The organism is Streptomyces vastus (genome assembly GCF_039532825.1).
In the GTDB taxonomy this organism is placed as follows: Bacteria; Actinomycetota; Actinomycetes; order Streptomycetales; family Streptomycetaceae; genus Streptomyces; species Streptomyces vastus.
This window is the reverse complement of sequence record NZ_BAAASJ010000012.1, coordinates 12931-27745: the sequence shown is the minus strand read 5'-3', so window position 1 is coordinate 27745 and position 14815 is coordinate 12931. Positions and strand designations below refer to the sequence as shown.

Sequence of the window (14815 nt, the reverse complement as noted above, 5' to 3'; positions counted from 1 at the left end):
TGCGATGTGCCGGTTTGGTGTCAGTGGGTGGGTGTCAGTGACGGCGTGTCAGGTCAGGTTGTTTGCGCTGCTGGTGGGGTGTTGAGCATGGGGGAGTCACTGGCGTAGGGCGGTGTCGGGTGCCGTTGTGGCTGTCATGGGGCGGTACACCCCACTCCGCTCCGCTGTCATGGGAACGGCACTTCTGATCCTTCGGTGGCTGCGCGGCGCCACGGTGGTCGGTGTCGGTTTTGCGCGGGCGGAAGGGTGCGGGGTGGGGGAGCCGTGCGTGTGGGGTGAGGTGACGGCGGGGCTGAGGGTGTCCAGGCCGGTGCTGGTTGCGCGGCTGCTGGAGTTGGATGCGGCCGGGGCGTTGACGACGGCCCACGTGCGTGCGGGCGCCCGGGTCGGCGGGGTGAGTGTGCGGACGGTGTGGCGCTGGCTGGATGTGGCGCGGACGGAGGGCCGTGTGGAGCCCAGGCCCCGGGCCCGGCTGGAGCTGTCCGACCAGGCGTGGGAGGTGCTGGCGCAGGCGGGCGGGAACGTGTCGGTGCTGCATCGGCATCTGAAGGAGGCCGGGGGAGAGGTGCCCTCGCTGGCGTCGTTGCACCGGGCGGTGCGCCGGGACCTTCAGGCCGGCAGAGTCCTGCCGGACCGCGCGGTGGTGCGGCGGGAGCGGGAGGAGCAGCAAACGCGGCAGGCGCTGGCTGATCTCGCCCTGGCCGGGGCGCGAGAGGACGGCGCAGCGAAGAAGGAGGCTGCGCGCCGGCCGCCGCACCCCGCGCCGGCGGCGTCCGCGGTCCTGCCGTCGGGGGAGGGCGGTGCGGTGACGGGTGTGGCGTTGCCGGCGGGAGCGCAGTTGGTGCGGACGTCGTCGGTGCGGGCGGTGGCCGAGGCGATCGGGCAGGCGATGGCAGCGGAGGGCGCGGTGTGTGTGTTCGGCGACCCGGGCCGGGGCAAGACCGCGGCCGTGCGGATGGCGCTCAGTGAGGTGCCCGCGGGCTGGAAGGTGACGTGGGTGCCGGTGCCGGTTCGCCCGTCGGTGGCCGGCATGCGGCGGGCGGTGTTCGATGCACTGGCGCTGCCGGGCCGCTTCCCGCACACGTCGGCGCTGGCCGACGCCGCGGTCGCGGGGGCTCTGGGCGAGGCGCGGGTGCTGGTGGTCGATGAGGCGCAGCGCCTGCCTGCGCCGTGCCTGGAGTACCTGCAGAGCCTGTGGGACCACCCCGGCACGCGGATCACGCTGGTGCTGTGCGGGGCGGGCAGCGAGCGGGCGCTGTCCCGGCTGCCGCAGTTGGAATCAAGGGTCGGTGCGTGGCAGGAGGTTCCGCGCCTGGCCGCAGCGGAAGTGGCGGCCGTGGTGACTGGCTTCCATCCGCTGTGGCGCACCGTCCCGGCACCGGATCTGACGTGGATCGACCAGTCGTGCGCGCACGGCACGTTCCGCACGTGGGCCGCGTTAACTGCGCACCTGCAGAACGCGCTGCTCACCACCGCTGACGCGGCTGTTGACCGGGCTTTGCTGGGGCGGCTGTTGAGGAGGGTCGCGCCGCCGCTGTGAACCAAGCGCTCTGCAAGAGACGGGAGGGCGATCGCATGCGCCCGGCGCCCGGCACGCACACGACGTCCCACCGCGCGAGGGGGAGCTGACATGGAGGACGGCGACGCCGTCCGCGCAGGCGGCGGATTGCCCGCGGCATCAAGGACGGCACTGCGCGGCCCGGCGGTACGGCGGCTGCTCGCACTGCGGGCGGGGGGAAAGCTGACAGCAGGCCATGTACGGGTGGCTGCGGACGCGCTGGGGGTTTCGGAGCGTGTGATTCCGAGGTTCGTAGTTGGTGTGGTGTGGGTGGCCTGAGCTGTGGTGTTGAGACTTGCTTGAGAAGGGAACGGGCGCTTGCGGGATGCTCCGGCGGTGGTGACGAGGCTTCTGATCTGCGGTTGTTGGGGGTCTGTTGATAAGGATGGTGTGGTGTTGGTGATGGTTTCTAGTACCTAATGGACCGGTGCGTGTTCGTGCTGGTCAGGGGCTTGCTGTGTGGTCGGGATGGACGGTCGCTGGCGGGTGGGGCGCCGGAGAGCAGGTCGGTCAGCGGCCGCGAGGACGGGACGGGGACGTCGTGCACGAAGCGGAACGACCTTAGGCCCCTGGGTACTGATTCGGTTCTCGACGCCGGTGGGGTCGATGCCGTCCAGCCGGAATCGGGTGGTGGGCCTCGCAGATCCAGTTCAGTGGTCGGCACGGGGCGCCGAGGCGGCGGTGAGGAAGGCGAGCGCGGTCTCGGTCACGGCCAGCGTGTGAGCGGTCTGCAGGCGTACGGCGGTCGGATTGGACACCGCCGGTGAAGGGCCAGCGTTCGCGTATCTCGGGTCACTCGGCAACGAGTTGCACGCTGTACTGAACTGAGTGGGAAGCCATTACCCGGATGCGTCCGGCCTGCAGCAGGTTGATGCGGTCGAACAATCCTTCCTCACGCAGCCGGGCCAGTCGCCGGCGGGTCTGCTCGATGCGCACCTCCGAGTCGATCATCCAGTGCAACTGCTCCGGGCCGGCCATCCGGTACTGCCTCAACCCTGGGTGGCTGTGGAACGATCAGGGTGTAGTCCGGCGTGTCCTTGGGACGGTCAGCTCTGCAGTCGGGGCGCTGGCCTGGGCCGGCCGATAGGGGGTGGCACCGGTGCCACAGGCGCAGCACCGTGAGGTTCCTCTGGAGCGGTTGTCCGGGCAACGCCCCGGCCCGGCCGACCTTGATAGGCAGCAGCGGATTCTGAGGCGTTTGCGCCGGTTCGGTCCCGGGCCCGCGGGCTGGTACGCCGATATCTGCACCCTGCTGGATGAGGATCTGCCGCTGCGTTCGACCGGGATGCTGGTCTCGCACCTGTTCCGGGAACTGGAGAGCGCCCTCCGCGAGGTCCTCCTGCCCGATGCCATCCGGAACGATCCGACCGCGGGCGCGGGGCAGCGGCATGTGTTCGAAGTACAAGGTGTTCTGGACTGGCTGGGTATCCCAGCTGACAACCCCGCGGCCATCGTCTGGCTGGCAGAAGCGAGGAAACTGCACACCTACGCGCACCGGGTCCGTATGGAACAGACGCCGATGGACGCAGCGGTCCGTGTTCGCCTGGCCGAACTGGAGGACATGCTCGATGTGGTGCTCGACCGCTTCGAGACCCGCTACGTCACCGTGCTGCAGCGTCTGGAGACCCTGGCTGCCGTCCGCGAGCCGGGCAAGGCCCATGTGAAGCTGCTCCTGAATGCCTTCCCCCAGGACTACTTGACCCAGGAACGCTTTTTCGGACTGCTGGACGCCCCCCGGTGGCTGCCGCACCTGCGCGAGTACGGATTCTTCAGTACGCCGCCGGCACCGGAAACTGACGATGAAGCGCGCACGGTGGTCTTTCCCGCCTGGCCGGCCTCAACGTATCTGGTGCGGATGACCAGCGTTGCCCCAGCAGGCGTGGCAGCAATCGCCGAGCAGATCCCCTCGACGGATAACCCGCGGGTCAACCTCGATCTTGCGGAGGTGGCACTCCTGCTGCCCCCCGCGGACGCGGCGCGTCTGGTGCCGCGGGCGGTGGAAGCGATCCGTGGCCCCTACCTGATCGCCCCGGACCACTACGCCCAACTCGCCGTCCACTGCGCCCAGGGCGGCCACACCGAGCAGGCCCTGGCGGTGATGGCCGCGCTCCTGCAGGCCGCTCAGCACGGTGGCCGGATCGACGACTACGATCTCCAGGAGATTCTGCGCTCGCACAACACCACCTTGGCCCGTCACCTGGGGGCGGCTTGGTTGGAGGCGCTGACCGACAGCCTGGCAAGCACGCTCCTTGCCACCGGAATGAACCCTGACCGCGCTGGCGGGGAGGACCTGTCCGGCGTGTGGTACCCGGAGCTGGACCCGGGCCACGGGGGGATGCGCTCTGATGACCGTGCCCTGTTCACCGAGGCGGTCCGCGACACGGCCGACCATCTTGCGGCCACGGACATCCGCCGGGTCCTGTCCATCTTGGAGTCCCAGCCGTGGCTGGTCTTCCGCAGGCTCCGCCTGCATATTCTCCAGCGTCACGGTGCCAACGCCCCGGACGTGGTGGAGAGCATTCTGACGGATCTTGACCAGATTGCTGCCGCCCGGTCGCAGCGTGAGTGGGCACTCTTGGCGCGCGCCTGCGCCGGCTCGCTGGGCCCGGCTGCGCTCGAAGGGGTACTGGCCGTCATCGACGCCGGGCCGGACACCGAACGGTTCGTGCAGCGGTTCCGCCGCACTTCCGGTGGTGCGGAACCGCCGGAGCAGTACGTCGAGCAGTGGGCGGGCGCCTGGCAGCGAGACCGCTATGCCGCACTGGCCGATGTCCTGCCCGAGCAGCAGCTGCGGCGCTACCGAGAGTTGTGCGACAGCCTCGGTCCGGCACCGTCATTGGACACGATTCCCCAGCCCCTGGCTTGGGCGGCGGCCGACGAGGAGGGTTCGCCGGAGAACCTGGCTGCGATGACTGCCACCGGCCTGATCAGCCACGCCCGGCAGTTCCAGCCCACACCGACCCGGTTCGGCACGAACGCCGAGGCCTTCCGCAGTCAGCTGCAAGCCGCCGTGACCAGCCAGGCCCTCATCTACCAGGAGGACGCCCCGCAGTTCGCCGAGTTGGACGATGATCACCTCGCCGCCGTCCTCGACGGATTCCGTACGGCTATTCAGGCCGGCCAGCAACTCAGCTGGGCCACCATCCTCCCGCTCGTACAGTCGGCTACCAGCCGTCCTCATACCTCCGACACCGGCACCCTGCACCTGGCCGTCGCCCGGTTTGTGCTGGCGGGACTGGCGCTGCAGAACACCCAGCAGATCCCCACCCTGCTCGGCGACGCACTGTGGAACGTACTCGAGTCGGTCTGGAGCGCCGCCAGGTCACCACAAGACGACCTTGACGACGACCAGCAGTCTGTTTGGGACGAGAGTTTGGAAACAGCCTTGCGAGCCGCCGTCGCGTGGGCACTGTGGCGTCGCGAACACGGCGCTGCTTTCCAGGTGCTGTTCACCGCCTTGGACACCCTGCTGCTGGACGCGGCTGGCACGCCCGCTGCCCCGGGCGCCAGCTCCATCGGTCGGACCGTCGGATCCTTGATCACCCGACTCGATGCTCTCGACCCGGCCTGGATGCGACGCCGAATCGAGGTCCTGTTCAACCTCGACACCGCACTGGGCCGTGCCAGCTGGATGGCCCACCTGAGCACCTCATCGCTCACCGAGTCCGTCGTGAGCCTCCTCATGGATGTCTACCGCACCGCAGCACGCACACCCGCAGTGGACGGTCAGGATCACCGGGACTTGCACCGGCGGCTAGGTGATCACCTCATGGCCATCTATCTGGCAGGTCTGCTCGGACTGGACGACGAGAGCACCATGGCTGACTACCTGTACTCTTCACCCGTGGCTGCTGTTCAGCTCGCTTCGTTCTTGAGCGAGGTCGTCCATGACCGCGATCTGCCACCGGATACCCGCGACCGCATCATGCAGTGGTGGACTTGGCGCCTGACCGCTCGGGACGACAGCGCGCATGGACCTGCACCGCAACCCGACGAGATCCACGCCCTGATCGGCCCGCTGGCCCGCAATGACGCCTTCCCGGTCACCTGGCGCCTGCAACAGCTGAGCGTTGCCCTCGAGACGACCGGAAGCCTCGGCCGTGACCGGCGCGTCTACTCTTTCCTGGCCGAAGCGGCCACCGGCTACCTGGGACCAGTCCTGGACCTGGTGCACGGATGGGTCGCCACGCTGGACATGTACGACTACGCCCCACGGATCAGGGAGAGCGACATCCGCGCCGTTCTGCTGGCCGGACTTGCCTCTCCTGAACACCAGGAACTGGCCCGCGACATCATCAACCGAGCCACCTATCGCGGGCACTACCAATTCGCACCCCTGCTCACGGACACCGATGACCAGCCTGGCCCGTCCTGAACCAACCCACCAGCAGAGCGGTCGGCAGAGCGGCCCCTGCCGTGCCGAGGGCTTCCGGCATCTAAAGGACCGGTGCGAGTTGTGCTGGTCAGCGGCTTGGTGCCGGGTCGGGTCTGCCGGTCCAGTACAGGGCGGTGTCGATGTCGCGGGCTGTCCAGCCGTCGGCGCGTGCTGCGCCGCGCTTGAGGAGGTTGTCGAGGAGGTGGAGGTAGCGGCCGTAGCGTCCCGGTGTGGGGGTGAGGGTGAGGCCGAGGGTGTCGAGGGCGTGCTGGACGCGGCGGTCGTAGACGGCCATCCGCGTGGGGGCCGCTGCGGTGAGGACGGCTGAGGCGAGGGCGTCGCCGGTGCGGAAGCCGGGCAGTTCCCAGAGGATGCCGCGTCCGGTGCGGGCGGCTTCGCCGCGGGTGAGGGCGGTGTCGCGGACGGCGGTGACGGCCCGCTCGGTGACGGCTCGCACGTGCGCGTCGGGCAGGGACATGAGGGCTGTCACCCAACGGGTTTGTGCGGAGAGCCGTTTCCATACGACGAGGGCTGCGATGTCCGTCTTGCCGAGGCTGCCGGTGTGTTCGGTTCGCTGTGCGACCTCGTGGAAGATCTCGTCGTAGTGGTGTGAGACGTCGGCCAGGTAGTCGGCACGGGCGGGGATCAGAACGTCCCACGCCCGGCCGCAGAGGGCAGTGAACTCCTCGTCAGCCGGTGTATCCGTGGTCTTCTTCATGTCCGCATCATGCCGTTTGGGCCGGTCGGCGGGTGCGGGGGCGCCTTGCTTCTTCGGCGAGGTGGTCGAGCTGGATGGCTTCCAGCGATTTCTTGGTGATGCGTTCGGTGCCGTCGCAGATGGCGGTGATGGCTGCTTGGCGGACGAGGCGGGCGAGGCTTCCGATGCGGCCGGCGGTGCGCTGGTGGAGGTAGGACGCGTGGCGGCGGAGCGTGCCGGATGTGTGCTGCTGGAGGTCGAGGGCGGCTTCCATGTCGGTGATGAGGTCGGGGAAGGGCCGGCGGGTGCCGTGTCGGGCGGGGAGGGGGCCGCAGGTGATGAGGCTGGCGCGGCCGGCGAGTTGGGCGCCGCGGACCCCGGCGAACAGGGGGGTGGCGGCGACGTCGATGCCGGTGTAGACGAAGGTCGCTTTGATGCGTTCGGTGAGGTCTTTCAGCAGGTCGGCGGCTTCGGCACCGGTGGTCGTGCGGGGGTTGAGGCGGTGGATTTCGTCGATGAGGACCAGGCGGACGCCGGCTTGGGTGTAGGTGTGGCAGACGGCGCTGGTGATCTGGGCCTGGGTCATGCGGGTGGTGACGGGGATGCCGAGGTAGCGGGCGAATTCGGTGGCGAGGGTCTTGGCGGTGGCGCCGGGTGGCACCAGCAGGTACGCGACCGGCACTTGGTGGTGGGCGCGGCTGTGCGGGGCCGGGTTCTTGCGGGTGTGGGCGAGGTGGTAGGTGCGCCCGACTTCGAGGAGGGCGGTCGTTTTCCCGGCCGCGGCGGGGCCGGTGACGATCAGTGAGGGCCGGGCGGTGGTCTGCTGGTGGCGGCCGAGCAGCATCAGGGTGCGCACCTGCCGGGCGAGGGTGTCGATGGCGGAGGTGCGGACGGTGACGAATGCGGAGTGGTAGGCGAGGCGTTCTTCCGGGCTGCGGGGTGGTGTGCCGGGCTTGGGCGGGGTGGGTGGTGGGGTGGTGGCGAAGTGTTGCCAGCCCTGCCAGGTGGTGATCGGCCACTGAGGCTCGGCCTCGTGCGCCTCCGGCCACTGGGCGTCTACTTCGGTTCGAGCGGGTCGGCTTGCCGGGCTGGGGGAGTGGCTGGCGGTGGTGGTTCGCGGGTGGGTGGTCACCAGTTGAGGGCTTCCTGGGCGGGGTCGTAGAGGCCGAGTCCGGTGTACGGGGCGTGGGCGTTGTCGTCGCCGGGTTCCTCGTCGGCCTGTTCCTGGTCGTCGGGCAGGTCATCGAGGTCGTCGAGGCTGTCGGCGTCCCAGCCGTCGGCCTGTGGGTGCGGGGCGGGGGGAGTGCGGGTGTCGGCCGCGGTCGGGGGTGTTTTCAGCGGTGCGGTGCGGGTGATCAGGCGTTGCTCGTCTGCGGTGGCGGTGCCGGTGTGGGCGCGGCGCATGAGCTGGTCGAGGGCGTCGGCGAGGTCGGCTTCGTGGGTGTCGCGGTCGCCGTGGCGGGTGGTGATGGTTTTGATGTGCTGCCAGGTGGCGGTGTTGAAGGGCTGGTGGATGTGGTCGCGGTGGATCCACGGGATCTCCGTGAGGGGTCCGTCGGGCAGGCGGACCCAGACCTGGCGGGCATCGTGGGGGTTGGTGTGGACTTCCCATTTGCCGCCGCGTGCAGTGATGCAGGAGGGCTGGCCGCGGTAGGGGGCGAGCAGGTCGTGGTCGTAGGTGCGGTGGTCGATGCGGATGCCGCGTTCGGTGATGGCCTGCCAGCGCACCGGCAACAGCTCGAGGTAGTCGTTGCCGTTCAGGGGGAGGGACACGTAGCCGGCCACCGCGACCAGGGCGGCCCACATCTGGTTCGGTGTCAGCGCCTTCTTGGGCAGGGTGGGGTGGCGCAGGCCTTCGTGGGGGCGGTGGTGGTAGTGGATCAGCCATTCATCGAGCAGGTCCTGCAGTTGGGTGACGCTGAAGCAGGCTTCGGTTTCGGCGGCCGGTCCGCGGCGGGTGACGTCGGAGCCGGTGTAGCCGGGCAGGTGCTGGCACAGCAGGGCGTTGATGGTGCCGAAGGTGCGCTCCACGATGCCTTTGGCGGCGGGGGCGTGGGGCGGGGTGGGCTGGACGCTGATGCCGAGGGTTTCGCAGGCGGCGGTGAACGCCGTGGACAGGTAGACCTTGCCCCGGTCGACGACGATCGTCTCGGGCACCACGACCGGCCGGGCCGCCGCGCCCTCGAGCCGTTCGTCCAGGTTCATCAGCCGTTTCAGCTGGGGGAGCTGGGTGTGGGCGAGGCGCAGTGCGTCGGGCCAGGTGGGGCGGGCCGGGTGGGGTACGGCCATCTCGGCCAGCAGCAGGGCCGCGTCGACGGCTTTGGTGCCGGCCGGGCGCAGGACGGCGGCGAGGATGGCGCGGGTGGCGACGTCGACGGCGATGGTGAGTTCGGGCCGGCCGGTGGTGCCGTTGTCGAAGACGGCGAGGACGTCGAGGCGGGTGGTATCGACCTGCACCTGTTCGCCCGGGCGCAGTGCCACGGTCGGGGTGAATGACCGCCCGCGGGCTGTGGAGGGGAGAGTGCGGGCGGGGCGGTGGGGGTGCTCGGCGGGGTCGGCGAGCTGGTGGACGAGCCGATAGAAGGTGGCCTGGGCGGGCGTGGGCACGGTGCCGCGGCCGTGCCGGTCGGTAAGGATCTGCGTGACCAGGGGCTTCAGGCCCGTGATGGTGCCCTTGGAACGGCCGCGCTGGCGGCGCAGCGCTTCCTCGATCGCGGCGATGACGCGTTCGTCGGTGCGCCCGGTGGGGCTGGGGCGGCGGGTGGTGCGGTGGTCGACCAGGCCCCACAGCCCCTGTTTGCGGTAGGCCAGGCGCATGCGCTGCACGGTGGTGCGTGAGACAGGCCCGAAGCCGATGGCGGTCAGCTCCGCGGCCTTGGCCTGTTCACGCTGGGCCAACGTGAACTGGTCGGGGTCGTACTGCGGCCGCGGCGTTCCGCCGGCGCCGGGCCCGTCGGGCGGCAGGCCGGACTCCACCTCACGGATGTGCCGTTGCCAGGCCAGCGCCTTCTGCTGCGCTTCCTTGGGCGCGGTTTCGAACAGCCCCCACTGCGTTACCGCTTGGGGCATCTCGGCGCCCACGATGGTGAAGGACGGGTCGGCGAACAGATGCCCGGCCACAACGGTCTCGTCTTCTCCGGTCTCACCGGCTAGGTGAATCTGCTGCCCCGCCAGGGCGACCACCTGCCAGGTGCGGTCACGGAAGCGGACATGCGCGCCGACCTCGAGCACCGGCCTCCCACCGCGCCGCCCGCTCACCGCCCACCTCCGTGACCGTCGCCTGCGGCCTCGTGTGCCGCGTCCTGAGGAGCCTGCTGCAAGCCGCCGGCACAGGAAGCGCCGCCTGGGGCATCGCCGTCGGCGTTGTTGTGACGGCCTGTCCTGTCGCCGACGTCGGGGAGGGTGCGTGGCCCGACCAGGATCCGCTCGTGCAGCGGGGTCTGAAGGGGCGTGGAGAGGTGTCCGTGCCACATGGCGTGGAAGACGGCGGGCAGGATTTCGATCGGGTCGCCGACCGCTTCGGCACCCTCGATCAGCGGCCGTGGCCGCGTGAACGCCTGCTGTACGGCGGCCGCGAGGTGGAGGCGGCCGGCGTTGCGGGGGTGGCGGTAGCCGGCCAACCACTTCAGGTTCGCCGCCAGCACCTCATCCAGCGGCGCAAGACGCCGGTAGGTCCAGCCGATGAGCGCACACGCCTCGGCCATCACCTCAGCGGCCTTCAGGGCGCGTTCGCCGCCGGCTTCGGGGTGGCTGGGGCAGTCGGCCAGTAGCGCGGTGCCGTCGGTGTAGCGGGCGAACAGCTGCGGCACCCAGGACCGCACCTGCCCGCGAGGGTTGCGCCACAGCAGCCGCACCGGCCGCCCGGACAGGCCGACAACGCGCGGGTCGCGGTCCAGGACCATCAGCTGGGTGCGCATCGCGTTCGATCCCGCGGAAACATGCCGCCCGGTCGTGGCCGACCACCACAGGCCCGGCCCCCACCGCCGCCCCGGGATCACCGGGAACGCGGACACCGGAGGCAGGTCCTCGAACGCCACTGCCAGGGCCGCATCCACCCACCGCTGCTGGACCACCTTCCCGATTGGGTCGAGGAAGACCGCCTCGAATCCGGCGCCGCGATCCGCGGCCACCCGCCTTGCCCGGCCCTGCGGCCCGGCTGTACCTGCGTTGATCACCTGCTCCAGCCAAGCCGTACCCGCTGGCAGGGACCGCCGTTTCCGGGATTCCGGCCACAAACGGGTACCGCATCAGCTAACGGTTGACGAAGCCCTCGGGCGTCCTGTCCCCGTCAGCCGCCGTCGTCCTGCTGGCCGGACGTCAGCACCTCCCTCAGGGCGTCGGCGGACATTCCCGCCCACTGGGCGACTTCGTCCAGGGGCACTCCGGCGTTCGCCGCCGCCAGGGCGGTCCGCTTCCAGGCGTTCTCGATCAGGCCGGCACTGCGGCCGAGGGTGCGCAGAAGCTGCCGGGCGACAACGGCGGTCGGCCCGGTCTGTGTCCCGCGCAACTGCAGCAGTTGTTCCTCGGCGTTCTCGATCGCGCTGGTGATCAGCGCCCGCTGCTCGGCAGGCACCGTCGCGCGCCACATCCTCCCCGACCCGGGCGCCTTCTTCTCCTTGCCCAGCACGCGCAGTTGGCCGGCCATGGTGGAGGGCTGGTGTTCCTGGCGCAGCCACCAGGGATCGTTGCCGTATCCGGGCGGGCCGCCGGCGCCGCGCCGCAGGCGGATGACGCTGCCCATCCAGGAGGTCAGCGGTCCGCCGTAGTCGGTCGCGGCCACAGGTCCCAGCCAGGGCCGGCCCACCCGCTCGCCCAGCCGGCGGCAGAACGCCCCGTCGGCGGGCAGCGGCCGCGGCCGTCCGGCGCCGCTGTCGCGCCACGCCAGCTCGGCCATGGCCGGGTCCAGCAGCGCGTCAGCCACGGCCACCACCTCGGGGAAGACGACCGCGTCCCGTCCCACGATCCGCCACCGCTCCAGATCCGCTCCGGCGTTGCCGCCCGCGACCTGGTGCAGCCGCCGCGGCCACACCTTCTCGCGCTCCCACTGCAGCGCCTGCTCCCACCACCGCGCCACCACCGCATGCGCCAGAGCGAACACCCGCTCCGGCTCCGCACCGGCCCGCACGGCCCGGCGTCCCACACCGGCCCACCGCCGCTGCGCCGCGACCACCTCCGGCACGCCACGTAAGTCCAGGTGCTCCAGCGGTTGGTCGGCGTCCGCGTCCAGCTGCCACCGCCCGTGCCGGGCGCACACCCGCTCCCACCCCGGCGCGTACCGCACCACCCGCACGACCGTCCCCGTGCGCCGGGCTGCGCACAGGCGGCAGTCGAACGCCACCGGACCGACCACCGCGCCGCCGATCCGCCACGCTGCCGCCGGCCCCGTCGCATCCTTTGCGGCGGGCAGCTTGGCATCTTCTTGTCCCCAGGACGGCAGCGCCCGCGCCAGGATGTCGGGCCCGACACCGCACAGATTGGCCAGAAGCTGGCGACCCGCCGCATTCAGCAGCACCTCGGCATCGGCCCGCGGGCCGCCGCTGTCGTACGTGGGCGGATAGTTCCGCCACTGCCAGCACGACCGCAGATCCTTGGCGTGCAGCCCGTAGCGGTGCGCGAGACGGCCCATCAGCGACGACGTCGTCTCCCCGCTGAAGGGAGCGATGCGGAACACCCCGACGCGGTGGGGATCGCCCTGGTAGGTCTGCCCGGGAGAGTGGACCACTTCGACCTCAGCCTTCTCACGACGATGCGTCCTGCATGACAACTGCGTCGGACACCGCCGCGCAAGTCACGCCGGGCGAGCACCAGACGTCCCCGCTGCGGCCGAGCCCTCCTTCCTCTTGTCAATTCACCCTGTATGACCCAATATTACGTATTCCAGGGCTAAGAAATTGGCTATATTCAAGGATAATTTTTGCTAGTGTGCGGGTTGGAGGTGGCGTATGCCGGACCGGCCAAGTCAGGATGAGCTGTTCGCGGCTGTGGACGAACTGCTGGCAGGCGAGCCGGAGTTGCCGCCGCCGGGAGAGCGGGCCCGGCTGCGTGAAGCGGCCGGCGTCACGCAGGCCCGGCTGGCCCAGGTGCTGCGGACCACGACGCAGACGGTAAAGAACTGGGAGAGCGGCCGGTCCGAGCCGCGTCCGCCACGCCGTGAGGCGTATCTGCGGCTGCTGGAAGGCTGGGTGGCGAAGCACCCGGCCGATCCGGCCCCCGAGCCCGTGCCGGAGACCTTCACCGGGCCCGCACCCGCACCCAAGCGGCCCGCGCCCGTCGACGAGGCTGCTGACGGTGCGGCGCCTGTGCCCGCGAGCTCCCCGCGCCCCCACCGGCCTGCTTCCGCTGCATCCCGTCCGGCCAGCGCCTTGAGGCCGGCGCCGACGTCACGGCGTCCGTCGCGGGCCAAGGCGGCCGCGCCCACAGTCGACTCCCGTTTCCCGAACGGGCCTCTGGCCGTGTTGGACGGGGACGGCACCGCGTACTGCCTCGGCGGCGTACTGCTGGAGTGCCCGGCCACCACGCTGGCGCAACTGGTGGACTGGGCGCTGCAGGAGTCGGGGACCGGTGCGGCCCGGCTGCACCGGAACGGCAAGGACTCCGACCCGCTGATTGTCCTCACCGAATCGGCGGCCGCCCGGTTCGGTCTGCCCGAACAGCTGGAGGACCGGCGGGGCCTGCGCCTGGCGGAGGACCACCCGGTCGTCAGGCAACTGGCCAAGGCGAAGTGGAAGCTGACTCAGCGTGGGTTCGGCCCGTGGCCGCGGATCTACCGGCCCGCGCAGGGCGGCCAGCGGCAGTGCGTGCAACTGGCGATCCTGCCGTGGGACGCCCTGGACACCCGCGCCTGGGGCGACGCCGCCCAGCTGCACCCCGCCGATCTGGCCCGTGTCCTGGGTGTGTTCGCGTCCCGGGTGCTCACTCCGCGCGGCTCGACGGCTGTGACGGGCCTGGAGCTGATGACCGCACTGCGGCCGCCGACCCGCCCGGTCAAGGACGAGGCGACCGGTGAGTGGGTCTCCGGCCCGAACCCCGGCGCACTGACGAAGCCGGTGGACCCGGCGCCGCCGGAGGCCCCGCCCGAGCATCCAGTCGCGCAGGGCTGGGAACGCGGCTTCCTCGATGAGGAGGCCTACCAGTGGGTGCGCGACCCGCAGTTGCTCACCGATGAGGAGTGCCTGCTGCCCTGGGCGGTGGGTATCGACATCAACACCGCCTTCCTCGCGGCCGCAGCGCGCCTCACCGTCGGCCTGTCGGAACCCGTGCACCACGCCGCGCCCGTGTTCGACAAGAAGGTCCCCGGCACGTGGCTGGTGGACCTCTCCCACATCGAGCTGGATCCGCGCCTGCCCAACCCCTTCACCCCCAGCGGACAGCGTCCCGAGAAGCCCGGCTGGTACACCACCCCGACCCTCGCCTACGCCGAGGAACTCGGCTACGAGGTCCGTCCGATCGAGGCGTACGTGCGGGAAAAGATGGGTGCATACCTGGACCCGTGGCACGACCAGCTCAAGGACGCCTACCTCACCACCACCGCCGACATGAGCATCCCCGTCGACAAGGACGCCGACCCGGTGGCGTTCCTGGACGCGATGGCGCTGCACAAGACGTACGCGGCCGCCGACGAGACGCACCTCGAAGGCCTGCGCGCGGCGCTCGCCGAACTGCCCACAGGCCGCGCCGACATGAGCGACGAGGACCTGGCGGTCGCGGTCCGCCGGCACCGGCAGGGCGCCATGGTGCTGTCGGCGATCAAGTCGACCGTCAAGGGCGGCATCGGCAAGCTCCGCGAACGCCCCCAGGGCCGCCACTACAAGGACGGGGAGCGCTGGCCCGCCCTGGAACGCCCCACCTGGCGGCCCGACATCCGCGCCGCGGTCATCGCCAAGGCCCGGGTGAACATGCACCGCAAGATGGCCAAGCTCGCCACCCTGACCGCCCTGTACCCGCTGGCGGTGCTCTCGGACTGCGTCGTCTACGCCAGTCGCGGACCCTCCCCGCTGCACTTTCTGCCCTCCAACGGCGACGGCACCCCGGTGTATGGCACCTTCCGGCTCGGCGCAAACCCAGGATTCTGCAAGCTGGAGGGTATCCAGGAGATGGCCTGGGCGGTCGATCTGATCGAGCAGGGCTACAACCCCGCCCGCCACATCAAGGGCGGCGACGCCGTCCTGGACGAAGGGGAGTAGCC

The 14815-nt window shown here is 70.6% G+C and carries 10 protein-coding genes; 4 read left to right on the top strand and 6 right to left on the bottom strand.

From position 1 onward, the window contains the following. The first annotated feature begins 169 nt into the window (after positions 1-169). Positions 170-1540, top strand: a complete 1371-nt coding sequence (locus tag ABD357_RS04755) for an AAA family ATPase (RefSeq protein ID WP_344387680.1) — start codon at positions 170-172, stop codon at positions 1538-1540. 90 nt (positions 1541-1630) lie between these two features. Next, positions 1631-1837, top strand: coding sequence for a hypothetical protein (locus ABD357_RS04750; protein ID WP_344387679.1), 207 nt, complete (start codon positions 1631-1633; stop codon positions 1835-1837). Positions 1838-2350: 513 nt separating this feature from the next. Here ABD357_RS04750 and ABD357_RS04745 read toward each other — a convergent pair. Beyond that, on the bottom strand, positions 2351-2536 hold the full coding sequence (locus ABD357_RS04745) for a hypothetical protein (protein ID WP_344387678.1): 186 nt from the start codon (positions 2534-2536) through the stop codon (positions 2351-2353). A 220-nt stretch (positions 2537-2756) separates the two neighbouring features. On the opposite strand from ABD357_RS04745, the gene ABD357_RS04740 reads away from it, so the two are divergent. After that, positions 2757-5933: a hypothetical protein gene (locus tag ABD357_RS04740; protein WP_344387677.1), complete on the top strand. Its 3177-nt coding sequence runs from the start codon at positions 2757-2759 to the stop codon at positions 5931-5933. An 88-nt stretch (positions 5934-6021) separates the two neighbouring features. On the opposite strand, the gene ABD357_RS04735 is transcribed toward ABD357_RS04740, so the two are convergent. The 5 genes from ABD357_RS04735 to ABD357_RS04715 all read right to left on the bottom strand — a co-directional run bounded on the left by ABD357_RS04735 (position 6022) and on the right by ABD357_RS04715 (position 12256). After that, positions 6022-6651, bottom strand: a complete 630-nt coding sequence (locus ABD357_RS04735; RefSeq protein WP_344387676.1) for a hypothetical protein — start codon at positions 6649-6651, stop codon at positions 6022-6024. Positions 6652-6658: 7 nt separating this feature from the next. Beyond that, positions 6659-7642 carry a TniB family NTP-binding protein gene (locus tag ABD357_RS04730; protein WP_344387684.1) on the bottom strand — a complete coding sequence of 328 codons (984 nt, stop codon included), beginning with the start codon at positions 7640-7642 and terminating at the stop codon, positions 6659-6661. 116 nt (positions 7643-7758) lie between these two features. Beyond that, on the bottom strand, positions 7759-9888 hold the full coding sequence (locus ABD357_RS04725) for a Mu transposase C-terminal domain-containing protein (protein WP_344387675.1): 2130 nt from the start codon (positions 9886-9888) through the stop codon (positions 7759-7761). Further along, positions 9885-10760 carry a TnsA-like heteromeric transposase endonuclease subunit gene (locus tag ABD357_RS04720; protein WP_344387682.1) on the bottom strand — a complete coding sequence of 292 codons (876 nt, stop codon included), beginning with the start codon at positions 10758-10760 and terminating at the stop codon, positions 9885-9887. The genes ABD357_RS04725 and ABD357_RS04720 overlap by 4 nt, the downstream gene beginning before the upstream one ends. A gap of 158 nt (positions 10761-10918) precedes the next feature. Then, positions 10919-12256, bottom strand: coding sequence for a DNA-binding protein (locus tag ABD357_RS04715; RefSeq protein ID WP_344387681.1), 1338 nt, complete (start codon positions 12254-12256; stop codon positions 10919-10921). A gap of 316 nt (positions 12257-12572) precedes the next feature. On the opposite strand from ABD357_RS04715, the gene tap reads away from it, so the two are divergent. After that, on the top strand, positions 12573-14813 hold the full coding sequence (gene tap / locus ABD357_RS04710; RefSeq protein WP_344387674.1) for a telomere-associated protein Tap: 2241 nt from the start codon (positions 12573-12575) through the stop codon (positions 14811-14813). The last annotated feature ends 2 nt before the right edge of the window (positions 14814-14815 follow it).